The sequence below is a fragment of the Salibacterium halotolerans genome (assembly GCF_900115625.1).
Classification (GTDB): domain Bacteria; phylum Bacillota; class Bacilli; order Bacillales; family Marinococcaceae; genus Salibacterium; species Salibacterium halotolerans.
The window spans coordinates 23,821-48,872 of record NZ_FOXD01000010.1; the positions used below are offsets into that span (position 1 = coordinate 23,821).

At 47.8% G+C, this 25,052-nt stretch carries 25 protein-coding genes; 19 read left to right on the forward strand and 6 right to left on the reverse strand.

Annotation, left to right across the window (positions count from 1 at the left end):
- Positions 1 to 183 precede the first annotated feature (183 nt).
- Entirely contained in the window at positions 184 to 1,284 is a 1,101-nt protein-coding gene (locus BM124_RS09700) for an ABC transporter ATP-binding protein (RefSeq protein WP_093337163.1), read from the reverse strand.
- A gap of 137 nt (positions 1,285 to 1,421) precedes the next feature.
- Positions 1,422 to 2,318 (reverse strand): PucR family transcriptional regulator, encoded by an 897-nt coding sequence (locus BM124_RS09705; RefSeq protein ID WP_093337164.1) that lies wholly within the window; start codon positions 2,316 to 2,318, stop codon positions 1,422 to 1,424.
- 150 nt (positions 2,319 to 2,468) lie between these two features.
- Between BM124_RS09705 and BM124_RS09710 the strand changes: the two genes are divergently transcribed.
- The 5 genes from BM124_RS09710 (at position 2,469) to BM124_RS09735 (ending at position 6,528) form a co-directional block, all read left to right on the forward strand.
- Entirely contained in the window at positions 2,469 to 3,563 is a 1,095-nt protein-coding gene (locus BM124_RS09710; RefSeq protein ID WP_093337166.1) for an AI-2E family transporter, read from the forward strand.
- 30 nt (positions 3,564 to 3,593) lie between these two features.
- Complete coding sequence (locus tag BM124_RS09715) at positions 3,594 to 3,965, forward strand: rhodanese-like domain-containing protein (protein WP_093337167.1); 372 nt, start codon at positions 3,594 to 3,596, stop codon at positions 3,963 to 3,965.
- A gap of 63 nt (positions 3,966 to 4,028) precedes the next feature.
- Positions 4,029 to 4,922: a hypothetical protein gene (locus BM124_RS09720; RefSeq protein WP_139217111.1), complete on the forward strand. Its 894-nt coding sequence runs from the start codon at positions 4,029 to 4,031 to the stop codon at positions 4,920 to 4,922.
- 88 nt (positions 4,923 to 5,010) lie between these two features.
- Positions 5,011 to 5,322: a hypothetical protein gene (locus BM124_RS09725; protein ID WP_093337170.1), complete on the forward strand. Its 312-nt coding sequence runs from the start codon at positions 5,011 to 5,013 to the stop codon at positions 5,320 to 5,322.
- A gap of 357 nt (positions 5,323 to 5,679) precedes the next feature.
- Positions 5,680 to 6,528 carry a YitT family protein gene (locus BM124_RS09735; protein WP_093337173.1) on the forward strand — a complete coding sequence of 283 codons (849 nt, stop codon included), beginning with the start codon at positions 5,680 to 5,682 and terminating at the stop codon, positions 6,526 to 6,528.
- Positions 6,529 to 6,538: 10 nt separating this feature from the next.
- Here the strand turns inward: BM124_RS09735 and BM124_RS09740 are convergent, their stop codons facing one another.
- The gene (locus tag BM124_RS09740) at positions 6,539 to 6,844 is read right to left on the reverse strand and encodes an AzlD domain-containing protein (protein WP_093337175.1); all 306 of its coding nucleotides are present in this window, start codon (positions 6,842 to 6,844) and stop codon (positions 6,539 to 6,541) included.
- Positions 6,845 to 7,573: an AzlC family ABC transporter permease gene (locus tag BM124_RS09745; RefSeq protein WP_093337176.1), complete on the reverse strand. Its 729-nt coding sequence runs from the start codon at positions 7,571 to 7,573 to the stop codon at positions 6,845 to 6,847.
- Between the two features lie 124 nt (positions 7,574 to 7,697).
- Here BM124_RS09745 and BM124_RS09750 point away from each other — a divergent pair, with 124 nt between their 5' ends.
- Entirely contained in the window at positions 7,698 to 8,255 is a 558-nt protein-coding gene (locus BM124_RS09750; protein WP_093337177.1) for a helix-turn-helix domain-containing protein, read from the forward strand.
- Between the two features lie 12 nt (positions 8,256 to 8,267).
- Here BM124_RS09750 and BM124_RS09755 read toward each other — a convergent pair whose 3' ends face one another.
- Together BM124_RS09755 and BM124_RS09760 are read right to left on the reverse strand one after the other, a co-directional pair.
- Entirely contained in the window at positions 8,268 to 8,720 is a 453-nt protein-coding gene (locus BM124_RS09755) for a GNAT family N-acetyltransferase (RefSeq protein ID WP_093337179.1), read from the reverse strand.
- 26 nt (positions 8,721 to 8,746) lie between these two features.
- A complete protein-coding gene (locus BM124_RS09760; RefSeq protein WP_093337180.1) occupies positions 8,747 to 9,583 on the reverse strand; it encodes a Cof-type HAD-IIB family hydrolase in 837 nt (278 codons plus the stop codon).
- Positions 9,584 to 9,798: 215 nt separating this feature from the next.
- Here BM124_RS09760 and ctaG point away from each other — a divergent pair, with 215 nt between their 5' ends.
- The 13 genes from ctaG (at position 9,799) to BM124_RS09825 (ending at position 25,049) form a co-directional block, all read left to right on the forward strand.
- On the forward strand, positions 9,799 to 10,725 hold the full coding sequence (gene ctaG, locus BM124_RS09765) for a cytochrome c oxidase assembly factor CtaG (RefSeq protein WP_093337182.1): 927 nt from the start codon (positions 9,799 to 9,801) through the stop codon (positions 10,723 to 10,725).
- A 25-nt stretch (positions 10,726 to 10,750) separates the two neighbouring features.
- Positions 10,751 to 11,377: an SCO family protein gene (locus BM124_RS09770; RefSeq protein ID WP_093337183.1), complete on the forward strand. Its 627-nt coding sequence runs from the start codon at positions 10,751 to 10,753 to the stop codon at positions 11,375 to 11,377.
- A gap of 24 nt (positions 11,378 to 11,401) precedes the next feature.
- Positions 11,402 to 11,587 (forward strand): hypothetical protein, encoded by a 186-nt coding sequence (locus tag BM124_RS09775; protein ID WP_093337185.1) that lies wholly within the window; start codon positions 11,402 to 11,404, stop codon positions 11,585 to 11,587.
- Between the two features lie 9 nt (positions 11,588 to 11,596).
- Positions 11,597 to 11,908: a redoxin domain-containing protein gene (locus BM124_RS09780; protein ID WP_093337187.1), complete on the forward strand. Its 312-nt coding sequence runs from the start codon at positions 11,597 to 11,599 to the stop codon at positions 11,906 to 11,908.
- Positions 11,909 to 12,354: 446 nt separating this feature from the next.
- Positions 12,355 to 13,386, forward strand: a complete 1,032-nt coding sequence (argC, locus tag BM124_RS09785) for an N-acetyl-gamma-glutamyl-phosphate reductase (RefSeq protein WP_093337188.1) — start codon at positions 12,355 to 12,357, stop codon at positions 13,384 to 13,386.
- Positions 13,387 to 13,425: 39 nt separating this feature from the next.
- Positions 13,426 to 14,658, forward strand: a complete 1,233-nt coding sequence (argJ, locus tag BM124_RS09790) for a bifunctional glutamate N-acetyltransferase/amino-acid acetyltransferase ArgJ (protein ID WP_093337190.1) — start codon at positions 13,426 to 13,428, stop codon at positions 14,656 to 14,658.
- A gap of 20 nt (positions 14,659 to 14,678) precedes the next feature.
- Positions 14,679 to 15,491, forward strand: coding sequence for an acetylglutamate kinase (gene argB / locus BM124_RS09795; RefSeq protein WP_093337191.1), 813 nt, complete (start codon positions 14,679 to 14,681; stop codon positions 15,489 to 15,491).
- Positions 15,492 to 15,493: 2 nt separating this feature from the next.
- Positions 15,494 to 16,672 (forward strand): acetylornithine transaminase, encoded by a 1,179-nt coding sequence (locus BM124_RS09800; protein WP_093337193.1) that lies wholly within the window; start codon positions 15,494 to 15,496, stop codon positions 16,670 to 16,672.
- A 33-nt stretch (positions 16,673 to 16,705) separates the two neighbouring features.
- The gene (locus tag BM124_RS09805; protein ID WP_093337194.1) at positions 16,706 to 17,788 is read left to right on the forward strand and encodes a carbamoyl phosphate synthase small subunit; all 1,083 of its coding nucleotides are present in this window, start codon (positions 16,706 to 16,708) and stop codon (positions 17,786 to 17,788) included.
- Positions 17,781 to 20,948, forward strand: coding sequence for a carbamoyl-phosphate synthase (glutamine-hydrolyzing) large subunit (locus BM124_RS09810; RefSeq protein ID WP_093337196.1), 3,168 nt, complete (start codon positions 17,781 to 17,783; stop codon positions 20,946 to 20,948). The genes BM124_RS09805 and BM124_RS09810 overlap by 8 nt, the downstream gene beginning before the upstream one ends.
- A gap of 3 nt (positions 20,949 to 20,951) precedes the next feature.
- A complete protein-coding gene (gene argF / locus BM124_RS09815; protein ID WP_093337197.1) occupies positions 20,952 to 21,908 on the forward strand; it encodes an ornithine carbamoyltransferase in 957 nt (318 codons plus the stop codon).
- Positions 21,909 to 22,239: 331 nt separating this feature from the next.
- Entirely contained in the window at positions 22,240 to 23,220 is a 981-nt protein-coding gene (locus BM124_RS09820; protein WP_170841080.1) for a BMP family ABC transporter substrate-binding protein, read from the forward strand.
- A gap of 893 nt (positions 23,221 to 24,113) precedes the next feature.
- Positions 24,114 to 25,049 (forward strand): beta-ketoacyl-ACP synthase III, encoded by a 936-nt coding sequence (locus BM124_RS09825; protein ID WP_093337200.1) that lies wholly within the window; start codon positions 24,114 to 24,116, stop codon positions 25,047 to 25,049.
- Positions 25,050 to 25,052 lie beyond the last annotated feature (3 nt).

Sequence of the window (25,052 nt, forward strand, 5' to 3'; positions counted from 1 at the left end):
AAAATACTGGAATAAACAGTAAGAGTATAACAATTTTTGTTCGCAATAGTCAAAAAAATACCGAAAAACATGTAGGTACTTTTTGCATTAAACAGCAGTGCAATAAAATGCTTCGAATAGTGAAAAAGCCTTCCAATTTGTTATCGGAAGGCTTTTGAATGATCTTAGCGGAGCCGGGACATATCAGCGGATGCGGGCTTCTGATTCAGGATCGAAGAAATGTACTTTATTCATGTCGAAGGCCATTTCGACGGTTGTGTCCGCTTCAATTTCCGAACGGGAATCGACTCTTGCTATCAGCTGCTGTCCTCCGATCGTACTGTAAAGAATAATCTCAGCGCCGTTCATTTCCGCGACTTCAATCGGCAGCGTTACTTTAGATTCCGGTGACGATTCAAGAAACAATGGTTCGTCGTGAATATCTTCCGGGCGGATTCCCATAAGAAGTGATTTGTTTTCAAAACCCTGCTCGCGCAGTATTTTCATTTTGCCTTCCGGAACGCCGATGGAAACATTATTTCCAATGTTAAAGTAATTTCCTTCGAGGGTCCCTTCAAGAAAGTTCATCGCCGGCGATCCGATAAAACCGCCGACAAAAAGGTTTTCCGGACTTTCGTACACTTCCTTGGGACTGCCGACCTGCTGGATAATACCATCTTTCAAAATCACGATGCGTGTCGCCATCGTCATCGCTTCGGTCTGGTCGTGGGTGACGTAAATTGTAGTGGAATCCAAGCGTTTATGCAGCTTGATAATTTCTGCGCGCATTTGAACACGAAGCTTGGCATCCAGGTTGGAAAGCGGCTCATCCATGAGGAACACCTTCGGATCACGGACAATCGCACGGCCGAGTGCCACACGTTGGCGCTGTCCGCCGGAAAGCGCTTTTGGCTTCCGGTCGAGGTATTCTTCAAGACCGAGAATTGACGCGGCATTATCGACACGCTCTTTTATATCTTCTTTTTTGAATTTACGGAGTTTCAGTCCGAAAGCCATATTGTCGTACACATTCATGTGGGGGTACAGGGCATAGTTCTGGAATACCATCGCAATGTCCCTGTCTTTCGGAGGGACTTCATTCATCCGCTTATCGTCAATCAGCAGGTCTCCTTCCGTAATATCTTCGAGTCCCGCGATCATCCGCAGCGTGGTTGATTTTCCGCACCCGGAAGGTCCGACAAATACGATAAATTCTTTGTCCTGCACTTTAAGGTTGAAATCATCAACCGCTGCTTCCCCGCCATCATACACCTTCTTGATTTGATTCATTGAAATTTCCGCCATTTTTCCCCGCTCCTTTTTGTTTTTATTTCATCGATTAATGTGTAGTATAGCGAAACAGGAAGCGTTTTCATATAGAATAGTTGAACAAAATGGAAGCGATATCTTTTGTGCATGATGTATAACCACCGCGTGGTGCATTATCTTTTAAGCTTTCTGATCAGCACATATAACGCCGAGGCGTTTGGAAATTGCTTCATGTCGATGCCGGTTCTCTCAAACACTTTGTCCAGCCTGTACTGCAGTGTGTTACGGTGCATGTGAAGTACTTTTGCGGTAAGGCTCCGATTTAAGTTGCAGAGGAAAAAATGATACAACGTTTCCACCAGTTCCGACTCCTTTCCCAGTCCGGCAAGCGCATAATGATAGAGGGCCTGCTGCTGCTTTTCTTCCAACAGCGGAAGGACAAAGGGAAGCATTTCATATCCCTGAAACGTCCGTTCTTTGGGAAAGAGGGAGCGGGAAAGCTCAAAAAGCCGTTTTTCCTGCTTAAAAATTTCTTTTACATTTTCTTCTGCGTGCACCCGTCTGCCTGAGTAAATGAAGACGTCCAGCAGTAAATCGGCAGCGAGAATACCGGCGAGCTCACCTGCGTCAAACAGGGAGCTGTCGTCGGATGACTGCTCTGGCACGAGAACGAGAAGAAGTTCTCTCGTGATAAAAACAGAACGGATAGGTTCATTAAAATAAAGCTGAACCGTTTCCCCGAGGTCGGACTGATTGTCATACAGCTTCCGCCCTTCAAGATAATAAAGCCGGAACGAAGGATATTGCGACAAAGAGTCCGGGCGGCCGCTGTCCTCTGCAAAGTATGCGAACCATTCAGGATTTCCGCTTTGAAAATGAGTTTCTTTATGTTGAAGATCAAACGAAAGGGAAAGAAGCTGCCGGTCTCTTTCGCTCAATTCTTTGGTTTTAACCGCAAAGCCTCCGGGAAAACGATGGGAGTGGAAAATAGTGAAAAATTCACGCTCAGCGGCGGTAAGCTCGTTTTCATATACGGCGGAGGGAAAGAGATATTTCAATGTATTCAGCATGACAGTACGACCCTTTCTTCATCATTGTTATGTTCATGCTACTAATTATCGCAGAATTTATCTATAGAAAAGCGTAAAACATATCCGTGTGTGCAAGTAAATATATGGTACAATGGAAACACAAAAATTAAGAAGTAACGTGGTGATGGCATGCCCGACGGAAAATACTTTCGACTTGGTTACGGAATCCTTATTCTTTTATTGGTTATATATCTGGGAACGCTGGTGGATTTTATCTTCCAGCCCGTGGTTGTTCTGTTTTCCACCCTGTTTGCTCCTATTGTAGTAGCAGGGGTTCTGTTTTATCTGTTCCGCCCGGTAGTAAACATCCTTTCCTGGAAACTGCCGAAAAGCCTGGCTATTCTTCTGTTATACGTCCTTATCGTCGGCCTTCTTGTACTGCTTGTTATTGCAGTTGGGCCTTCGCTTCAGAATCAGTTCAACAATCTCGTACAGAATACGCCCGCGCTTGTTAATGAAGCGCAGCGGATGATTATCAATCTGCAGAATCAGGAGTGGTTCAACAACTTTATTGCTGAGATGAATTTCTCCTGGAGGGAAGTGAGCGCGCGCGCTGCAGAATATGCGAACCAGCTGTTTTCCGACATTGCAAGCAATATCGGAAATGTAGTGGGTATGATTACAAATGTCGTGATCATCATTCTCATTCTGCCGTTTATCCTTTACTACATGCTCAAAGAAGGAAAGAAAGCGCCCGATTTCATTCTCCGGCTGCTGCCGGCCAAACAGGAAAAAGAAGGACGCCGTGTTCTCGGCGACATGGACGAAGCACTCAGTTCCTACATTCAAGGACAGATTATTGTCAGTTTTTTCGTCGGAATTTGTGTATTTATCGGCTATGTCATTATCGGTCTTGACTATCCGCTTGTCCTGGCTGCAGCGGCAATGTTTTTCAATGTTATTCCGTTTCTTGGTCCGTGGATCGGCACGCTGCCTGGTGTTGTAGTTGGTCTGCTGGATTCACCGTTTCAGGCACTGCTTGTCATTATTGTTGTGGTTATTGTGCAGCAGATCGAAAGCAATTTTATTTCACCGCAGGTTATGGGGCGCAAGCTTGACATTCATCCTCTGACCATTATCCTGCTGCTGCTTGTAGCTTCCAATTTCGCCGGTATTGTCGGTCTGCTGCTGGCAGTTCCGGCCTATGCGGTCGGCAAAGTAGTTGTCAGTCATACGTACAGATTGTTAAAGTTAAGAAACAAACCACCGGAAGATACAACGTAACGGAAAGGTTTTAATAGAAAGGAGATAAACATGGCATACGAATTGGACGGCATCGAACAGCTGGAAAAAGAAGAAGTAAAAGACATCAGCCAAAAAAATGAAAAGAATCCGATTGTGATTGATGTACGGGAACCCTCGGAATACGTTGAAGGTCATATACCGGGAGTACCGCTTCTGCCGATGAACCAAGTCCCGGAAGTTATTGATCAGCTGGACAAAGACCAGGAGTATCTGCTCGTCTGCAGAAGTGGTAACCGGAGTCAGCATACAGCTCTGTATTTTAAAGACAACGGCATAGACAATGTAAAAAACTTCGCCGGCGGCATGCTCGCATGGGATGAAGACATGAACACCGGAATGGAAAACCCGGTACAGGATGATATAGAAAAGTTATACAAGTAGAAAAAAGGCTCGAACAGAGCCTTTTTTATAAAAAGACCTATAAGTAAAGGGTGCGGGGGAGAAATGAAAAGAAATAGAGGAAGATTGTCCGGATGGTTGATGGTGGTTTGTTTCCTATTATGGCCGGCAGGAGAGGCGGATGCCCGCGCTTTGTTTCAGACGGATATAGAGGATGCCAAGCAGCAGGAAGATAGTGATGCAGAGGAGAACAGACTGCACCATGATTTGTACATAGACGGACAGCTCCAGACCTATGGGGGCTATCCGGTATTTGAAAACGGTATTTTGTATGTATCCATACAGGCGGCCGTACAGGTGATGAACGATAAAGAAGACATAGACAGCGATGTTCCATATGAAGGAGAATCGTCGTTTGATTTCCTCGAAGAACATGATTATATCGAAGAAGTGGATGGTCAGGAAGTGGTGAGAGTTTCCCAGCTGCAGGAACTCGGCATCCGGGCGGAATGGCTCGATAACCCCGGACGCCTGCATCTTGAAACCGCTGATCTTTTGACGGTTGGAAACATGCGTATCGGCGACTCGATGGAGGAAGTGAATGATCAACTCGATGTTGAATGGAAGACCGGATTCGGAAAAACCGCGGATTATATCGGTTTCCACGGGGACATGCATGAATTCACCTACACGAACCGTTTCGGCGAAGAACGGTCGGGAGAAGTACCAGATATGCAGATCGAAATAATAAATGACAACGTAACCTATATGATTTTTTCTTCATCCGATTTTGAAACAGCAAGAGGGGCGGCGGTCGGCGATACGTTGTTTGACGTCCGCCGGCTTCATGGTTCCGAGTATGTTGAACAAACGATTGATGGCAAGATGGTCCGTATTTATCATGTGAATGACGGAAGTTTATGGTTTATTGCGAATCAGGAAGAGGAAGTGGAGCGCATCGGCATCTGGGATTTTCAAATCGACGGGTATGAGAGATAAACAGAGGTTTATTGTGAAGCAATCCGGGAAAAAGAATAAAAGAGAATGCTTACAAATTTAATCAAAGCATAAACCGGAGGTGTGGAATATGAAAAAACGCAGTCTGCTTATACCCTCAGTAGTCGCAGGCGCTGTCGGAACCGCCACTTATTTTTTGACTGATGAGAAAAAGAGAGAAAAAGTAAAGGACGTTTCGAAACATACTGTAGCCAAATGGACTGGAAAGACAAAAGAAGATGAAGATTGGGAACTTAACGAAAAAGTAGGTCACTCCGAACCTTATGACTTTGAAGACAATGAAATGGTGGCAGAGGGTGCCATGCATTCTGTGCATCATTTTGACAAAGCGGAAGAAAAAGGGGAAGAACCGGTTCGAACAACTATAAAGGATAACGAATAGAAAGAAGTCGTTACTGCTGTGCCGGAGTCAAAAACGGTACAGCAGTTTTTAAATGGGAAAACAGGCGGAGCTGTCCTGCTTTAAAAGGTTCCGGAAGATGGGGAAAACTAGTTTTTCCTTTGAACCCCGGAATGTTTGAAGTACAATGAAGAAGGGTCAATGGTTTTAACATAAGAAATGAACATAGTTCTTCCTGCCTATGCAGGAAATAAGAAAGTACGTATACATAATCTGCATGAAACAAAGCAGGAGTCATCCATTAGATAACAACAACAGCATTTTCATTCTGCAATTGAAAAAGGCTTTGACAGACGGCAGGACGGCATACTCAGAAAGCAATAAGGTGGTGGATCTTCCATGATTACAAGAAATTCAACATTACTGAAAGAATTACAGAAAGTTGTAATCATCGTTATTTCCACCTTGGTCATGGCCGTTGGTTTGAACATGTTTTTGATACCGGCGGATGTCTTTTCAAACGGTGCGACAGGTGTTGCACAGCTGCTGGCAGCGCTTCTGCCTCCGCTTTCCACAGGTGCCTACCTGCTGCTCGTCAATATTCCCATCGCTCTTTTGGGATGGTTCAAGGTAGGAAAACTGTTTACTTTTTACAGCTTTCTCCATGTTGCTCTGACGACGTTTTTTCTTGAAATCGTACCGGTGACTGGATTATCGGAAGACATTCTACTCAATGCGGTATTCGGAGGAGTTATTACAGCCATGGGAGCGGCACTTCCGTTGAAATGGGGCGCTTCGGCGGGTGGTCTTGATATTATAGCGCTTGTGCTTGCGCGGTTTAGTGACCGGCCGGTCGGCACGTACTTTTTCCTGTTGAATGGAATTATTGTTCTGACAGCCGGTCTGGTATTTAACTGGGAAAGCGCGCTTTACACGCTGCTGGCGGTGTATGTGAGTTCCAGGGTGATTGATACGATCCACACGCGTCACGTTAAAGTGACAGCCATGATCGTGACAAAACAGCCGGATATTCTCCGTGAAGCCATTCATCAGCATATTACCCGCGGTATTACAAGAATTCCGGCTAAAGGTGGATATGACTACAGTGAAAAAGAAGTATTAATGATTGTTATTACGAGATATGAGCTTTATGCGCTCCGGGAAGTCATTGAAGAAGTGGATCCGGATGCCTTCACCAACATTGTAACGACAGCCGGCATCTTTGGCATGTTCCGCAAGAATGATTAACGCGCTTCATTCAAAACAGCGGAGTGATCAATGTCAGCACCGCGATGGAGCCGAGTACGACGACAATCAACCCGCCTCCTAAAAGAGAGAACAAAAACGCCGCAGCAATACCGGTAATGCCGAAGAGTGGATTATCATGGATGAAAACGGCACCCGGAAAAATAAGGGCTCCGAGCGCAGCATAAGGCACATTTTTCAGAATCCCTTCTATCTTAGGAGGGATTTTTTCCGTTCGGAAAAATAGAAACGGAAGCATTCGTGGAATGTAGGTAACGAGTGCCATCCCAATTATAATGATTATCATCTGCTGAGACATTTACGCGCCCTCCTTTTCATTCTGCGTTTTTTCGAGTGAGTGCGGTGCAGCCCACTCTATAAATCCTGCGGACAGAATGACCGACAGGATAAGAGACCAGCCTTCAGCCAGCCATAACGAAAAGAGACTGTTCATGACCGCTGCCGAGCAGGCGAGATAAATAACTTTGCGGTGTTTTTTCAGTGAAGGGGTCAATAGGGCGATGAACAGCGCATACAGAGCGAAGGTTAAGCTTTGCTGCAGAATAGAAGGAAGCAGATCACCGATGCTGTGTCCAGCTACCGAAAAAGACGCCCAGCTCACGTAGGAAATCAAAAAAACTCCGTAAATATAAGCGGAGCTGATGGTTCCTTCTTTCATGGACGTAACAGCAAAGACTTCATCCGTAATACCGAAAGCGTAACCGGCTTTTTGTAAAGGACGGCCGGGAAGCGTCTTTTCGTTTAAAGAGGCACTCATAAGAAAATGCCGGATGTTGACGATAAAGGTGGTAAAAATGATTTCAAACGCTCCGGTACCTGCGGCAAGAAGACTGAGTGCCATGTACTGGGCGGCGCCGGCAAATACAAAAAGACTCATCAGAAGCGTTTCGACGCTCGTCAAATGCACAGTTTGTGCGATAAAACCAAACGTTATGGCAGCGGGAATATACCCAAGCGCAATGGATGATCCATCTTTCAAGCCGAATACAAAGGGATGGGAGGAGCCGGACAGGGACAATTCTTTCAACAAAGGCACCCTTTCTGTAACATGAAAACTTCTGTTCTACAGTTAAAAAGCTGTGTAGCGTCCATTGTTTTATTATAGTATAATTATTGTATGTTATAACATACAAAACGTCAAGGTGGTGCAGATGGAAAAGAATCAGCTTAATGCTCATATCGGCAATAAACTCCGGGAGATCCGGAACAGCAAAGGATTCAGTCTTGATGAAACAGCAGAGAGGACGGGGGTCAGTAAACCCATGCTCGGTCAGATGGAACGTGGGGTTTCCAATCCAACTGTAGGAACGCTGTGGAAAATAGCGGACGGTCTGCAGGTTCCTTTTACAACCTTCGTGGAAGTGGAACGCCCGTCCGCTGCAAAAGTCAGTTTTGATGAATTGAAAACGCTGAAAGGGGAACAGGGAGGCTTCCAGGTGAAACCTGTGTTTTCCAAAGGCAGCCACACCCCGTTTGAAGCGTTCTACGTCGATTTGGGGCCGGAATGTCGATACGACTCCAATGCCCACCAGGAAGGAGTGGAGGAGTACATTTTCATGTATCATGGAGAGATTCAGGTTGCTGCCGGCAGCGAAACATTCCTGCTCAAAGAAGGGGATGCTCTTCGTTTTGAAGCGGACCGGGACCACGGTTATATTAACGAAACGAAAGAAACGGCGCGTTTTATGATGATTATCTACTATTCGTGATACTTATTCCTGCTAGAAACGAAACCCGTACCGCTTGGACACGACATCATAAAATCCGAGCGAATTGTACAGCGCTTTGGTTGCTGCATTGCTGACGCCTGTTTCCAGTTCAATGCCTTTAATGCCCTGATTTTCGGCCCAGTATATGATTTTGAGAAGAAGATTTTTGGCAATGCCCTGATTGCGGTGTTCCTTATGTACAAACAAATCATTCAACCATATATACCAGCCGCCTTTCTCAAGAGATATGCCGAGGTTGAAAAAAGCAGCGCCAACGACATCCCCGTCCAATTCAGCGACAAAAATATGGGCCCCGGAGTGTTCCTCCAGGGTAAGATGGATGGATTTTTTCAACAATTCATAGGCGTTATCCCGTCCGATGGAAGCCATCTGCTCCATTAACAGGTCCGCCACTTTTTCGCGGAGACTTTCCGGTGCGTTTTTAGGAATTTCGTAAATGTTCATAGGTCTGGTTTCCTCCCCTGCCTTTGTTATTTCTGTTTTTCATATTTTTTCATGCTTTTTAATTGAAGTCGTTCTTCCAGATAAACAGCGATGCCTTCTTCTTCATTGCTCCATGTCACTTCCGACGCTGCCTGTTTCGCTTCAGGGGAAGCATTTCCCATCGCAACGCCGCTGCCTGCTTCAAGGAGCATTTCAATGTCGTTATCTTCGTCACCGAAAGCAATCACATGATTCAGCGTCAATCCGCAGTAGTCCGCCACTTTTTCCAGGCCGGCCGCTTTATTGTTACCGGTGCTTATAATCTCTATCATGTGATGCGGCGCTCCCCAGGATCGTTGTTCAATCCCCTGTGCATGTTCTCCGGATATGAGATTCCGCAGTTCTTCGGCATGCTCCAGCTTAGGATAGACAAGCAGGGAGGTGGGCCCGCTTCTAAGCAGGGTCTTCAGGTCACCGCACGCTGAAGGGTCTTTATGGAGAGCGAACATATCCAGAAAGGTCTCATCGTAATCATGAAGAAACACATCATCCACCACTTCCGCCATCATATTATTCACCTGGAAAGCTTTACACGTATCAATAATGGTTTTTGCTGTTTCCAGATCGAGCGGAGAATGATAGGTGTGGAAGGAAGAATCTCCCGGATGATGGACATACGCCCCGTTGAAATTAACGATAGGAGTGTCCAGGCCGAGCTGCTGGTAATACATCTTACTGGCCCGGTAAGGCCTTCCTGTCGCAATCGCAACAGCATGCCCCATTTTCTTTGCTTCCTGGAGCGTTTTGTACGTTCTCGTCGAGATGGTTTTGTCCTCTTTCAACAGAGTTCCGTCTAAGTCCAGTACAATTAAGTGTTTGTCCATGGCGTTGAACCTCGCCTTTCTGTCAGGAAGTCAGTGCTGCTTCAAGTTTGTTCATTAGATTGTAAGAAATGACGCAAAACTTTACAATGGATAATGAGTATAATCCGGTTCAAATATGCTAATATGATGAAAAGAGTGTGCGTATCCTATTTTACTTCAGCTGGCGTTGAAATGAAAGTTTCTGCTTGAAATGAAAATGAAGGAGGTGGACGGTCATCGCGGATTTTTTTTCGACCTACTCTTTTCGTGCGTTATGGACACCGGAACTGATTGTTGTTCTTCTTTTTACAGCCCTCATTTATTACGGCATAACCTTTAAAAAAAGGAGTACCCTTGAAGAAGCGGACAAGGTTCCGGTCCGCCGGAATATATATTTTGTGCTCGGTTTGGCTGCTTTGTATTTCGGCTGGGGCAGTCCATTGTATGTGGCGGGTCATTCCATTATTACACTCCACATGACGCAGATGGTGTTCGCTTATTTTGCCGCGGTACCGCTGTTTATTCTGGCGCTGCCAAAACCACTCGTGCAGTCAGTCATGGATACGTGGCAGAGGAAAGCGGAATGGACCTACCGTATTATTATGAATCCGATTATCGGATTAATTACATTTAATGCGTTATTTTCTTTTTATCACATTCCGGTCGTTTTTGATGAAGTGATGCAGGCACCGGTGCTTCACAGCCTTTATCAGGGAGCGTTGTTCGCGTCCGCATGGCTGATGTGGTGGCATATGCTTTCGCCGCTTCCATCCGGATATAAGCTTCCGGACCTGCGCCGTATTGTCTATATTTTTGCAAACGGTATCCTCATCACCCCGGCCTGCGCCATGATTATATTTGCAGGCAGCCCGCTTTATGAGACGTACACCAATCCTGCCGTATGGTCGGAAGTGATGGCTTATTGTCTGCCGCCGGGCACTTCTCCGCCGACGTCGATGATGAATGATGGGACAGGCACAATGTCGTTTCTGGATGCCCATTCCGACCAGCAGCTGGCCGGAGTGGTAATGAAAATATCGCAGGAATTAGTATATGTCACCACCATCGGATACGTGTTTAAACAGTGGCTCGCCAAAGAACAGCCGAAAGAAGGGGAATGGACCATCAGTGATATTCCCACCGATGCTGATCGTTTAAAATAACAGGATGTGAAAGAAGGGTGAAGCAATGAAGCGGATCATGCTTTTGGCAGGTGCGGGTTTGCTGTTCGCGGTTCTCGGCGGCTGCGGCTGGCTGTATCAGATCGGTCAGTCCCAGAGCCCGCAGAATGGGACGGACCTTACGAACGCGGATCTTTCTCTCCCGTCATTTGAGTATACAAACCAAAACGGGGAAACAGTGAGCCGCCAGGACCTCGAGGGGGAGTATGTTATTGCGGACATGATTTTCACAAACTGCCCGACCGTCTGTACTATCATGACTCCGAATATGCTGAATCTGCAGGGGCAGATAGAAAAGGCCGGTCTTGATAATGTGAGACTGGTTTCGTTCACCGTCGACCCGGATCGTGATGATCCCGGGACATTGAAAGAATACGGGCAAAATTACGGAGCGGATTTCAGCAGCTGGGATTTTCTCACCGGGTATTCTCTACAGGAGATTAAACAATTGTCCACGACAACATTCAAAAGTGCACTGAATCAGGATACAGGGGATCAAAACATTATACACGCCACCGCCTTTTTCCTCATTGACCCCGAAGGCAATGTCATAAGAAAATACGATGGTCTGGAAAATGACACAGAACCTATTCTAAATGACCTGCAGCGCCTGACTGCAGGACAGGATTCATAAGTAATGAGAGGAGGTGCGGACCTCATGCAGTCAATGATGAAATATTTAGGCCTTCTTATTCTGGCGGCAGCGGCTGTTTTCACCGCTTCGGCATGCGGACAGGAAGAAAGCGCAGGGGACATGGTGCTCGATAACGAAAACTGGGAATCTGTTAATCTGGCGGATAAAGATCAGCCATCTGTCCTTTTTCATTTCACCGGTGTCAATTGAAGCCACTGTGTGTCGCAGCTCGTGCAGCTGCAGGAGAATATGGGATTATTTGAAGAAATGGAAGCTGATATTTATTCCATCAGCAATGATTCCCCAGAAGCCCACAAAGAATTAAAAGAACAGATGGGATTCACCTTTACGATGTTGTCGGATCCTTCTCTTCACGTTATAGAAAAGGCTGAAATGGCCGGTGAGGGCATGTCGGTCAGGGGATACTCGGTCTTTAATGAAGACGGGGAGCTTATTACATCCGAAGAAGATGACTTATGGGGAACGAATATCGAAAGCACAGCTGAAAAAATAAAGAGTGCCCTAAATTAAACGAAGCTGGTCCCGGAACACGGGGCCGGCTTTTTTATTTGCATGAACTCCTTTTCCTAGCATTGATGCAGTTTGAAAGAGAATCAATAGATAAATCGGAATCATTGATAGAGAAAAGCAGGAAAAGACGTGGAATCAATGCACAAACAACAGCATCGATGCAGAAATCCCGGCAATCGATGTATAACAGGACATCTGCACTTTCGGAAGTATGACTTTTCCGGCGTCGTGCATTTTATAACAAATGATGTATATACATACAATGACGTTGGAAAAAAGCACCCGGATAAAACAAGCGTGAACAACATTGGAAAGGCACATATCGAATGGTTGGAACAATGAAAAATAAGTACAGAAAAATATAAAAATACAGTTGCATTAATATATATTCACACTTATAATGAAAATACAAGATGATGTATAAAGATAAAACGAGGTGCAAGTTTATGAGAGCAGCGATCGTAGGAGCAACCGGATACGGAGGAATAGAACTCATACGTCTCCTTCATAATCACCCTGAAATAGAGAGCATGACCGTATTTTCTTCGTCGCAGGAAGGAAAGCAGATGGCGGAAAGTTTCCCTCATGTCACCGGTATAGTGGAACTCACTCTGGAAGATATTGATGCAAAAAAGCTAAAGCAGCATGATGTCGTATTTCTATCTACACCTCCGGGAGTCTCCGCTGAACTGAGCACAAAACTGAACGGGCAGACGAGAATCATTGATCTTTCCGGAGATCTCCGGTTGAAACATGCGGACACCTACCGCTCCTGGTACAAAAGGGAAAGCGCGCCTGACACTCTTCTTCAGGAAGCAGTATATGGATTGACCGAGTGGCATAGAGAGGAAGTCACAGCAGCCGTGCTCCTTTCCAATCCGGGGTGCTACGCAACGACGGTGCTCTCTGGTATTCTGCCGCTCATAAAGGAAGAAGCTGCGGATGCAGGCAGTTTGATTATAGATGCAAAATCAGGCACGACAGGAGCAGGGCGCTCCCCGTCGGCGATGACACATTTCAGTGAAATGAATGACAACCTCAAAATTTACAAAGTGAATGAACATAAACATACACCTGAGATCGAACAGGAGCTCGCGCGTTTCAGCAAAAAAGAAGAGCCGGTTACGTTCAGTCCGCACCTTGTGCCGATGACACGAGGTATTATGGCGACGATGTATGTTCCCCTTGCCCGGGGATGGAACAGAGAAGATCTGGAGGAGTTGTTTGAACAGTGCTACAGAGACAGCCCCTTCATCAGAATCCGAAAAGACGGAGCGCTGCCATTCACAAAAGAAGTGTACGGAACCAATTACTGCGATATCGGGTTCACGGTGGACGAACGAACCGGGCGCGCCACAATTGTCTCGGTTACTGATAATTTAATGAAAGGAGCTTCCGGCCAGGCTGTCCAGAATATGAATCTTATGTTCGGTCTTCCGGAAACGAGCGGACTCGACTACATTCCAATGTATCCATAGACGGGATGTGACTAAAAGTAGAACAGGGGAGAGAGAAGCATGGGTACGGTATACAAAACCGAAAACATTACAGAAGTAAGTGGAGGCAGCATCATTACCCCGAAAGGTTTTAAAGCTGCAGGCATTCATACGCAGGTAAAGCGGAAACGAAATGATCTCGGGGCCATTTTATGTGATGTGCCGGCTTCGAGCGCCGCAGTCTACACGTTGAACAAAATACAGGCCGCTCCCCTGCAGGTAACGAAAGAAAGCATAGCTGAAGAAGGAAAACTTCGCGCTGTAGTGATTAACAGCGGGAATGCCAATGCCTGTACAGGAGAAGAAGGACTGCAGGATGCCTATACGATGCGCAGGACTGCGGCAGAAACATTTCAGATACCGCTGCATCAGGTGGCCGTAAACTCCACCGGCGTTATCGGGGAACGGCTTGCGATGGACAAAATTGTCCCGGGCATTCAGGAACTGGATCCGATGCCGGCTTTTAAAGATGCCGATCAGTTCAATGAAGCCATTATGACGACCGATACCGTGAAAAAGCATGCCTGCTTTCAGACGACGGTGGATGATAAGCAGGTCACGTTCGGCGGCGCAGCAAAAGGTTCCGGAATGATTCATCCGAACATGGCTACGATGCTCGGTTTTGTTACAACCGATGCGGTGATTGAACCGGAGCACCTCCAGCGGGCTCTGTCGGAAGTCACCAATAAAACATTCAACTGTATTACAGTGGACGGCGATACGTCGACCAATGACAATGTTGTCGTTATGGCGAGCGGGCACGCGGGAAATGAACCGCTGACGCCGTCACACCCGGAATGGGACACGTTCATTCACAGCCTGCAGACGACCTGTGAGGAACTTGCCAGAAAAATAGCCCGGGACGGAGAAGGGGCTACGAAACTGGTCGAGGTAAAAGTGGACGGTGCGTTGAATGATCATGAAGCGGCAAAGGCCGCCAAACAGATTGTCGGAAGTGATCTGGTGAAGACAGCGATATACGGTACTGACGCAAACTGGGGAAGAATTATCGTGGCGCTTGGATACAGCGGCGTGGAACTCGACCCGGAAGCCATTGACATTTCTCTCGGCCCTGTCACCACGTTAAAGAACAGCCGTCCAGTCTCTTTTTCGGAAGAAGAAGCCAAAGCGTATCTTGAAAATGAAGAAATAACCATTCAGGTGGATCTGCATACAGGACATGGATCAGGCAAAGCGTGGGGATGCGACCTAAGCTATGAGTATGTCAGAATAAATGCCGGTTACCGGACGTAAAGCAAAAAGGAGGAATCGGGATGGATGATGTTATCGTTCTTAAGTGCGGGGGCTCCACGTTGGAGAACCTGGAGGCGGATTTTTTTGAAAGCATCGCTGCCATGCAGAGACAGGGAATGAACCCCGTCATCGTTCACGGCGGTGGTCCCGCCATCAACCGAAGGCTGGAAAAAGACCGGGTCCCCACTGAATTTGTGGATGGACTCCGCCGCACAACCCCGCAGGTACTTGAAGCAGTGGAAAAAGCGCTGACCGGCGATGTCCAACGTGAACTGGTAAGAGCACTTGAAAACAGCGGGGCGTGCGCAAAGGGCGTCACAGGAAGTGAGAATGGACTGCTTCAGGCATCTCCGGTGGATATAGAAAAACTCGGCCTTGTAGGAGATGTTGATACGGTTCATACAGAACAGCTGGAAGAACTCATGCATCGCGGATGCATTCCCGTCATCGCCCCGATTGCCTCTTCAAAAAACTACGGCAGACTGAATGTCAATGCGGATGCCGCGGCCGCTGCGGCAGCGACAGCGCTTGGAGCTGTGGAATTAATTTTTGTCACAGATGTGGACGGCGTGCTGCGCGGTGGCAAACTCGAAGAAACGCTTACGGAATCATCTGTCAAAACCTACATGGAAGAGGGTATTATATACGGCGGCATGATTCCAAAAGTGAAAGCTGCAGCCGCCTGTCTCGAAGGTTCTATACAAAAGGTAACCATCGCTAATGGAAATGGAAAAAACAAAAACGAAGACGGCACCCTGAAAGGAACGACTGTCGTAAAAGAGCATGCTTCAACGGCTCACACGATAGAGATGATGAATAACCAGGAGGTTTAGCAATGGAAAAACAGGAAGAAACCGCTCAGGAAAACGAAGAGCTGTTTCCCACTTACAAACGGTGGGAGCTGACATTCCAAAAGGCGGAAGATACAACCATTACAGATACAAACGGAAACAGATACCAGGATTTTATGGCCGGTATCGGAGTTGTCAATCTTGGACACGGTCATCCTGCGGTGGTGCAGGCGGTGGAAAAGCAGCTGCATGAAGGCTGGCACGCCTCGAACTTTTTTCATTACAGTCAGCAGGAAGAAGCGGCTCATCTTTTAACATCGCACTCATGTGGTGATCTGGTCTTTTTTGCAAACAGCGGCGCGGAAGCCAATGAGGCTGCCATCAAGCTGGCAAGAAAACATACAAGCCGCAAAAAAATCATCAGTTTTGTCCAGTCTTTTCACGGCCGGACGTTCGGGAGCATGGCTGCTACCGGACAGACAGCGGTGCAGGAAGGATTCGGACCGATGCCTGAGGGGTTTGTCCGACTTCCTTTCAATGACGTGAATGAACTGGAGAAAGCCATTGATGAAGACACCGCCGCGGTCATCATGGAAATCGTGCAGGGAGAAGGCGGTGTCCGTCCTGCCGACGAGAAGTTCGTCAAAGCGGTGCAGGAACAGGTGGAAAAAAACGGAGCACTGCTTATCTGCGACGAAATTCAGACCGGTATCGGCCGGACCGGCACTTTTTTTGCTCACGAACAAAGAGGAATCGAGCCGGACATTATAACAAGTGCCAAAGGACTGGGTAACGGATTTCCGGTAGGCGCCATGATCGGAAAGCAGTTTTTGAAAGAATCATTCGGACCCGGAAGCCACGGCACGACATTCGGTGGCAATCCACTGGCGATGGCAGCAGTACGGGCGACACTGCAGACACTTACGGAAGAGAAGTGGATCGAAGCCGCGGCCGAAAAAGGGGAACGGTTCCTGAATGAACTGAATCGGGTGCTCCGTCCTCTTCCGGTGGTGGAAGACGTCAGAGGAGTGGGGATGATGGCCGGAGTGGAATTGACAGAAGCATCCGCCCCCGCTATTAAAGCGCTCCGGGAGAAAGGGATGCTGGTAATCGGAGCGGGGCCGAATGTTATCCGCATGCTGCCCCCCTTTACAATGAAAGAAGAAACGCTGGTGAAGGGTGTCCATGATATAAAAGAAACCCTTCAATCCATACAGTCTTAGATTATAAGCAGGATTCGAGGAGGATTTATACCAATGAAGGGATATATAAAGCTTGAAAATGAAGAACTATTTGAAGGAACGATTGAAACGGGAGAACAGCAGGACATTTACGGGGAAATTGTCTTTTTTACCGGAATGACCGGATATCAGGAAGTGATGACAGACCCGTCCTTTTACGGTCAGATTGTCGTTTTTACTTATCCCCTCATCGGAAATTACGGCTGGAATCCTTCGGACTATGAAAGCAATCACCCACAGCCGGCGGGACTGGTCATCAGCGAAGCGTCCCCGGATGCTTTTCATTACGAAGCAGAGCAGACGATAAAAGAAGCTGCCGAACATGCAGGTATCCCTCTTGTCACAGGGGTTGACACGAGAGCTCTTGTGAAAAATATACGGGATAAAGGGGATATGGGAGCCCTTATTACGACATCCCCCGCTGAAGCGGATCCCGGCAGTTACGAACCGATCGGAAATAGAATGCTGATTGATGACGTCACGGTTCAGGCTCCTGAAACCACCGGGTCCGGAGATGAACACATTGTCCTGCTGGATTTCGGCTATAAACATTCCATGGCTCACCGTTTGAAGGAAAAAGGGTGCAAAGTGACGGTTGTACCTTATGATACCAGCCGCGCAGAGATAGAGGCTCTTCACCCGGACGGTCTGCTGTTTTCCAACGGACCGGGGAATCCAAAACAGCTCGATCATCTTCTGGAGCATTACCGGGATCTTTCCCGGCAGTATCCGAGCCTTGGTATATGCATGGGACATCAGCTGCTTGCTCTTGCCTACGGCGCCGATACCGAAAAGCTCCGTTTCGGCCACCGCGGGGCGAACCAGCCGGTGCAGGACACCTCGACGGGAAGAGTGTTCATGACGTCACAGAACCACAGTTATGTCGTAAAGGAAAACTCTCTTCCTGCCGGTGAGTTCACCGTCCGTTTCAAAAACATTAATGATCAGTCCATTGAAGGACTGTCCCACGCCACACACGACATTACGACGGTTCAGTTCCATCCTGAAGCCCATCCGGGACCGGCGGACAGCGAAGAACTGCTGGATCAGTTCCTTGAACATCTGAAGAACAAAGGGAGAGAAAAAACCTATGCCTAAAGATACAACAATAGAAAAAGTGCTTGTCATCGGTTCCGGACCCATTGTCATCGGTCAGGCGGCGGAGTTTGATTATTCCGGAACCCAGGCCTGCCTGGCACTGCGTGAAGAAGGAATCGAGGTCATTTTGGTCAATAACAATCCGGCAACGGTCATGACCGATGAAGCATGCGCCGATAAAGTCTACTTTGAACCGTTGACGGTCGAATCCGTGGAAAAAATCATTCAAAAAGAAAAGCCCGACGGACTGCTTGCCACACTCGGTGGACAGACCGGGCTGAACCTTGCCTTCTCTCTCGAAGATGAAGGGATTTTCGAGAAATACAGCCTGAAACTGCTGGGGACACCGGTGAGTTCCATCAAGCAGGGCGAAGACCGGGAGGCATTCCGCGCGCTTATGCATGAACTGGGTGAGCCTGTTCCGGAGAGCGATATCGTGGAAAAAGAGGAAGAAGCGCTTAAGTTTGCCGAAACGGCAGGTTATCCGATCATTGTACGTCCCGCCTATACACTCGGAGGAGGAGGCGGAGGGATCGCCCATGATGAAGAAGAACTCCGCTACATTATTGCAGGCGGTCTGGAAGCAAGTCCCATACACCAGTGCCTCGTCGAAAAAAGCATCGCTGGATTTAAGGAAGTGGAGTATGAGGTCATGCGCGATGCCAATGACACGTGTATTACGGTATGTAACATGGAAAATATTGATCCGGTTGGTGTTCATACAGGCGATTCCATTGTAACGGCTCCGTCCCAGACGTTGACGGATGTAGAGTATCAAATGCTTCGGGCTTCTTCGCTGAAAGTCATCCGGGCTCTTGGTATCGTCGGCGGCTGTAATATCCAGTTCGCTCTGGATCCAGAAAGCAAGTCCTATTACTTAATCGAAGTCAATCCACGGGTCAGCCGTTCCTCGGCTCTAGCGTCAAAAGCCACCGGTTATCCGATAGCACGGATGGCGGCGAAAATCAGCATCGGCTACCACCTGCATGAACTGCTCAATCCTGTAACCGGCCATACGTATGCAAGCTTTGAACCGGCTCTGGACTATGTGGTCGTTAAATTTCCAAGGTGGCCGTTTGATAAATTCGTTCATGCCGATAAAGAGCTCGGTACGCAGATGAAAGCCACCGGAGAAGTAATGGCGATCGAGCGGAACCTTGAAGCTGCTGTGCAGAAAGCGGTTCGTTCGCTGGAAATTAAAACGACAGGACTTGAAGTTCCGGGTATGGACAAAAAAGATGAAGAAACCCTGTTTGCGGAGCTTAAGCGTCAGGATGATCAACGCTTTTTCATTCTGATGGAGCTTCTCCGCAGAGGGAAAGCAGCGCTTGAACTTCACCATCTGACAGGTATCGATTTGTTCTTCCTGCGCTCGTTTGAGAAGCTGGCTGCGTTGGAAAAAGAAATCCTCGGCACGGACTGGGAGAATGTAACGAAAGAGCAGTTGTATACATGGAAAAAAGCAGGTTTCACCGATGGGTGGATGGCGCTTCAATGGAACGTAGAACCCCGTGAAGTGTACAGCAGACGCAAAGAATGGAATATTCTGCCGTCCTATCACATGGTGGATACGTGCGCAGCTGAATTCACCGCGGAAACGCCTTACTATTATTCCAGCTGGTATACAGAAGGAGATGGAAAAGAGGAAACCGACAAACCGAAACTGCTCATAGCAGGATCCGGCCCGATCCGGATCGGGCAGGGAATAGAATTTGACTACTGTTCGGTGCACGGTGCGATGGAAGTACAGAAGGCCGGCTATGAAGCGGTAATCGTCAACAACAACCCCGAAACCGTCAGCACCGATTTTGAAATGGCCGATCACCTGTATTTTGAACCGCTCACGGCAGAAGATGTGATACATGTTGCTGAGACCGAGCAGGTGGAAGGAATTATTGTGCAGCTTGGCGGCCAGACAGGCATCTCTCTCACCGATGAACTGGAAAAGGCAGGATGGAATGTGCTCGGCACCTCATCGGAAACGATTGATCAGCTCGAAGACCGCGGGCGTTTTTACGAGTTCATGAATGAGGTGGAGGTTCCGCATATTCCGGGAAAAACCGCCTATGACCGTGATGATGTCATAAATAAAGCGGCAGATATCGGTTATCCCGTTCTCGTCCGTCCATCGTATGTCATTGGAGGACAGGGCATGGCTGTACGCACAACCGAAGCAGAACTGCTCGAATACCTTGATGACAGCGGGAAAGAAGTGGAGTACCCTGTGCTGATTGATGCTTATCTCCCCGGCACAGAGCTTGAAGTTGATGTGCTGACAGATGGAACTGATATATTTATTCCCGGAATTTTTGAACATGTCGAGCGGGCGGGTGTTCATTCCGGTGATTCAATGGCTGTTACGCCGCCGTTTTCCATATCACCGGAAGTGAAACAGATGCTCGTATCCTATACCGAAAGTATTGCCGCAGGCATGGATTTTAAAGGGATATTCAATATTCAATTTGTCTATGACGGAAATACGCTGCATGTGATTGAGATTAATCCGCGTGCCTCCCGGACTGTGCCTATCTTTTCAAAAGTAACGGGAGTACACATGGTGGAAGGTGCTGTGCAGATGCTTCTTGGCACCCCGCTGAAAGAATGGAGCGGCGGACATACCGGTCTTGATACAGAAACGCCTTATTACACGGTAAAAGCACCGGTGTTCTCCAACGACAGACTTCCGGGAATTGATCCGCTGCTGGAGGCGGAAATGAAATCCACCGGGGAACTGATCAGTATTGCGCGGGATAAGGACGAAGCGTTTAATAAGGCGTTTGCGTGGTCGGAAGCGCAGGTGCCGCTTCTCTTTAAAAAGAAAGGCCTGATTTTCTGCGATATAGATGATACGGTGAGCGAAGCAGCAGCACCGTCCCTAAAAAAACTGGAAGACAAAGGATATACAATCGTGACCGGGCAGCAAATGGCATTTAGCGAATGGCTGCATCATTCCGATGCCCTCGCTCTATTCAGTATCCCAAAGACCGGATATTCCACAGGAAAAGTGATGCGTCAGGAAGCACTCAAACAGCGCAAGACGATTGTGTCGAATTCCGATACACTTGCGGTCATGGTGCAGGCATTGATCGGCACAACGGAAGAACCCAGAGCAATAGAAGAATGGCTGGAGACAAACAGTACGGCCGATGAAGGAGTTTAAGAGATGACCAACGAACAACAGGTACAACCATTAAATAACCTGAAAAACAGAGATGTACTGACGCTGCTCGATTTTACAGCGGATGAAATGCACGATCTGCTTCATCTGGCACAATCCTTAAAAGAAGACAAAAAAAAGAGACCGGTTCATCCCCTTCTTGAGGGAAAATCGCTCGGTATGATTTTTGAAAATGCGTCGACGCGGACGAGAGTCTCCTTTGAAACAGGAATGACCCAGCTCGGCGGACATGCTCTGTTTTTGAGTCCGCGGGACATGCAGATCGGCCGCGGCGAGCCGGTGAAGGATACTGCTAAAGTCCTTTCACGTTACGTGGACGGAATAATGATCCGGACAAACTCGCATGAAACAGTGGAAGAACTGGCTGCAAACGCCGATGTTCCGGTAATTAACGCACTGACGGATTCGTATCATCCGTGTCAGGCGCTGGCTGATTTACTGACGATCAAAGAGCATAAAGGAAAGCTCAAAGGACTGAAAGCCGCCTTTGTCGGGGATGGCAATAATGTAGCTCATTCCTTTTTGATCGCCTGTCTGAAAGCAGGGATAAAAGCCTCTCTTGCTGTGCCGAAAGGGTATGAACCAGATGAAGAGATATGGAAAGAAATCGAGCAGACAGCTCGGCATCACGAGGGAACGCTGACTCTCACCCACACTCCGCAGGAAGCGGTAAAAGACGCCGATGTGATTTATACGGATGTGTGGGCAAGTATGGGATTTGAAGAGGAACAGGGAACAAGAGAACAGGATTTTTCCGGTTTTCAGATCAACGAAACGCTGTGTGCACACGCAGACCCATCTTTTATTTTCATGCACTGCCTGCCGGCACACCGCGGAGAGGAAGTATCATCCGATATCATTGACGGCGTCCACTCGGTTGTGTATGATGAAGCAGAAAATCGTCTTCATGCACAGAAGGCGCTTCTGGCTTCCATTATGTAATAGGAAACATGAAAGCTGCTTTGACAGCAAATGCTGCTGTCAAAGCAGCTTTTTGAAATGCGAAGGCACGGGTACTGCTGCGGTGAAAGTTGGTGGAAACATGAAATCATTGTATACAGGGGCCTTTATATTTTGTGTGGTTCTTTTGCTCGCGTTTTGTATTCTCCGCTATGCAGTAAATACGGGAGAAGGAACAGCTGTTATCGGAGCCTTGGTCATAGCTGTCTTTTCCGAATGGTGGTACCGGAAAAGGCGTGCATAGACATGGTAAGACAGGCATAAATGTTGAAGCAGAGACTTCTGTATGAAGCAGGAAAGGGAGTGGCGGTGTATGCCCGGCGCAGGAACCGCGTGGAAAATTTGGGTGTTGTGCAGTGTGCTGATAGGGTCTGCTCTGCTTATTGGATGTGAAAATCCTGTATCGAGCGAGTCCGAAGAAGACAAAGCAGCACTTCTGCTTGAACACACCATAAATGAGCAAAGCTGGAACCGCAAAGGGTACCAGGGGCTGCTGCAGATACAATCGGAGCTTGGAATGGAAGTGAGCTATCATGAAAACATTTCCACCCTGCCGAAGCTGAAAGAACAAGTGAACCATCTTGAAGAAAAAGGTGTGGATCTTGTTTTCGGTCACGGAAAAGTATTCGGAGAGAGGTTTATGAACATCCGAAAATCCTATCCTGACATTCATTTTGTCAGTATCAATGGGGAAACCGGCGCTGAAAACATGACATCGGTTCAGCTTAAAGGGTATGCTATGGGGTATTTTGCCGGCAGGCTTGCGGGAAACATGACCAATACCGGTGCTATTGCCGTCATTGCAGCCCGGTCATGGCAGCCGGAGGTAAATGGATTTGCTGATGGAGCCAAAAGCGGTGATACCCCGGTAGAAGTGATATCAAAGACAACAGGAAGCTGGAATAATAAAGAAAAAGCGCTGCAGAAACTGCAGGCCGCGACGAGTGAAGATGCCGACATTGTATATCCCGCAGGAAATGGATTTCATGTTGATGTTATCAACCAGGCGAAAGAACAAGGTCTGCAGGCCATTGGTTATCTCGGAGATCAATCGGATCTGGGAGAAGCGGCCGTACTGACAAGTACGATTCAACACGTGGAACGTGTTTATCAGAAGATCGCAGAGAAGTATCAAAAGGGAGAACTTAAAAGCGGGGTGGAAGCTTATGGTTTTGAAGAAGGTGCGGTATCACTCGGACCTTTCAGCCCGAAAGTTCCCGAAAACGTCCGTCAACGCATAAAAGCAGACATTGATTATTACAAGGAAACGGGAGAACTCCCGGGCAGCCAGTGAAACAAGAAATAATATATTATCTATCCGGAGCCTGGGACAAAACCTTTATAAGAAAAGAAAATGCCGAACGGTTTCCTGAAACCGTTCGGCATTTTTCTTTTCTGAGATCAACCGCTGCGCCAACATACTTTGCTTTTACTCCAGAGCACAAGGGCGACATCGGTTCGCTGGGGCTCACCGTGTCTTCTTTGCCCCCGGCCGTTCCAGGACCCGTTTGCCGGAATCGAAACCGCACCTGAGCTGCTCCGGCCATACGGATGCAGAAGATGCAGGTGTTTGTTTGTTGCGTTCAGGTTGGGTGGACGGACGTTCGTTGGGAATGGTCCCAAGGCACTTTAGGGTATCACGCAGCCTCTCAAACGTCGTTGGGCCTGACGCCCGAGGCACTTTAGAGTGTCCGGTGCACCCTTAAACGTCACTAGGAATGGTTCCGAAAGCACTTTAGGGGGTTCCGTACCACCGTAAACGTCGTTGGGCCTGACGCCTGAGGGACTTCAGAATGCTCGGTGCACCCTTAAACGTCATTATCCTGTGGAAGTACGTCACGTGCGGGCGCCGACTCTGACCGCACATCCTGCGGGGTACCCGCGACTCGTGCTGTTCTATGCAGGAGCCGGAGCATGTTGGCTGCGCTGCTGTACGACGGTTGAACAACGCCGCCGGACATTCGTATTTTTCTCCGCCTCTTTTGCTTTTGTCCCGGACTCTTTTTATAGTGTGAAACGGTACGATTTTGATACACTTTTCTCCAGGAGCAGGCATTTATTTCTGAAGTGCTGTAGTGGACATTCCACATTGCATGATATAGAATTAAAACCAGGTCATAAGATGAAGTATTAACTTTATAGGTATAGAATAACCTGCAGTCTTGGAACTAAGAGGAGGAACGATAAATGAAACAGTCAGGTATCTGGGGTATGGGATCGTACACCGAGGGACGGGTGGTGACAAACACAGAGCTGGAAAAAACACTGGATACGAGTGATGAATGGATTCGTACAAGGACGGGTATTGAAAGAAGAGTGTTCGCCGAGGATGACGTTAACACTTCGGATATGGCATACTATTCATCAATAGAGGCATTAGAAGAGGCAGGGTTGGACGCGTCCGATCTTGATCTGATTCTGGTCGCTACGGTTACGCCCGACTATCCTTTTCCATCCGTTTCTTCCTTGCTGCAGGAGCGGCTCGGAGCCAACAAAGCGGCAGCGATGGATATCGGAGCGGCCTGCGCCGGATTCATCTATGGTCTCTCGACAGCGGATCAATTCATCAAAACCGGCATGTATGAACATGTTCTCATTGTCGGCGCGGAAAAATTATCGAAAGCGACCGATATGAGTGACCGTAATACAGCTGTACTATTCGGTGACGGCGCCGGTGCTGCTGTAGTGGGGCCGACTTCGGAGAATAGAGGCTTTTTCTCGTTTGAATTAGGGTCTGACGGCAGCGGGGCCATGCATATCCGTCAGGACCCGCAGATTATCATGAATGGCCGCGAAGTGTTTAAATTCGCTGTCCGTCAGATGGGTGAATCTTCTATAAATGTGCTGGAAAAAGCCGGATTGACTAAAGATGATGTAGATTTTCTCGTGCCTCACCAGGCTAATATCCGTATAATGGAAGCAGCCAGGGAAAGACTTGAACTTCCAAAGGAAAAAATGGCAGCCACTGTTCAGTACTACGGAAATACTTCGTCTTCTTCGATACCAATTGCTCTCGTTGAGGAATTAAAAAATGGTAAAATAAATGACGGAGATCTTGTTGTCATGGTAGGTTTCGGATCAGGACTTGTCTGGGGAGCCACAGCGATGCGCTGGGGCCGCTGATCC

Bases quoted from the DNA above. Each gene is read 5' to 3' on its own strand.
- BM124_RS09755 (WP_093337179.1), bottom strand. From the start codon at position 8,720: ATGAACATTTACGAAATTCCTAAAAACGCACCGGAAAGTCTCCGCGAA.
- BM124_RS09725 (WP_093337170.1), top strand. From the start codon at position 5,011: ATGAAAAAACGCAGTCTGCTTATACCCTCAGTAGTCGCAGGCGCTGTC.
- BM124_RS09810 (WP_093337196.1), top strand. From the start codon at position 17,781: ATGCCTAAAGATACAACAATAGAAAAAGTGCTTGTCATCGGTTCCGGA.
- BM124_RS09740 (WP_093337175.1), bottom strand. From the start codon at position 6,844: ATGTCTCAGCAGATGATAATCATTATAATTGGGATGGCACTCGTTACC.
- BM124_RS09715 (WP_093337167.1), top strand. From the start codon at position 3,594: ATGGCATACGAATTGGACGGCATCGAACAGCTGGAAAAAGAAGAAGTA.
- argB (WP_093337191.1), top strand. From the start codon at position 14,679: ATGGATGATGTTATCGTTCTTAAGTGCGGGGGCTCCACGTTGGAGAAC.
- BM124_RS09750 (WP_093337177.1), top strand. From the start codon at position 7,698: ATGGAAAAGAATCAGCTTAATGCTCATATCGGCAATAAACTCCGGGAG.
- BM124_RS09805 (WP_093337194.1), top strand. From the start codon at position 16,706: ATGAAGGGATATATAAAGCTTGAAAATGAAGAACTATTTGAAGGAACG.
- BM124_RS09735 (WP_093337173.1), top strand. From the start codon at position 5,680: ATGATTACAAGAAATTCAACATTACTGAAAGAATTACAGAAAGTTGTA.
- BM124_RS09800 (WP_093337193.1), top strand. From the start codon at position 15,494: ATGGAAAAACAGGAAGAAACCGCTCAGGAAAACGAAGAGCTGTTTCCC.
- BM124_RS09700 (WP_093337163.1), bottom strand. From the start codon at position 1,284: ATGGCGGAAATTTCAATGAATCAAATCAAGAAGGTGTATGATGGCGGG.
- BM124_RS09775 (WP_093337185.1), top strand. From the start codon at position 11,402: ATGCAGTCAATGATGAAATATTTAGGCCTTCTTATTCTGGCGGCAGCG.
- BM124_RS09760 (WP_093337180.1), bottom strand. From the start codon at position 9,583: ATGGACAAACACTTAATTGTACTGGACTTAGACGGAACTCTGTTGAAA.
- BM124_RS09720 (WP_139217111.1), top strand. From the start codon at position 4,029: ATGAAAAGAAATAGAGGAAGATTGTCCGGATGGTTGATGGTGGTTTGT.
- argJ (WP_093337190.1), top strand. From the start codon at position 13,426: ATGGGTACGGTATACAAAACCGAAAACATTACAGAAGTAAGTGGAGGC.
- BM124_RS09770 (WP_093337183.1), top strand. From the start codon at position 10,751: ATGAAGCGGATCATGCTTTTGGCAGGTGCGGGTTTGCTGTTCGCGGTT.
- BM124_RS09705 (WP_093337164.1), bottom strand. From the start codon at position 2,318: ATGCTGAATACATTGAAATATCTCTTTCCCTCCGCCGTATATGAAAAC.
- argC (WP_093337188.1), top strand. From the start codon at position 12,355: ATGAGAGCAGCGATCGTAGGAGCAACCGGATACGGAGGAATAGAACTC.
- argF (WP_093337197.1), top strand. From the start codon at position 20,952: ATGACCAACGAACAACAGGTACAACCATTAAATAACCTGAAAAACAGA.
- BM124_RS09825 (WP_093337200.1), top strand. From the start codon at position 24,114: ATGAAACAGTCAGGTATCTGGGGTATGGGATCGTACACCGAGGGACGG.
- BM124_RS09820 (WP_170841080.1), top strand. From the start codon at position 22,240: ATGCCCGGCGCAGGAACCGCGTGGAAAATTTGGGTGTTGTGCAGTGTG.
- BM124_RS09710 (WP_093337166.1), top strand. From the start codon at position 2,469: ATGCCCGACGGAAAATACTTTCGACTTGGTTACGGAATCCTTATTCTT.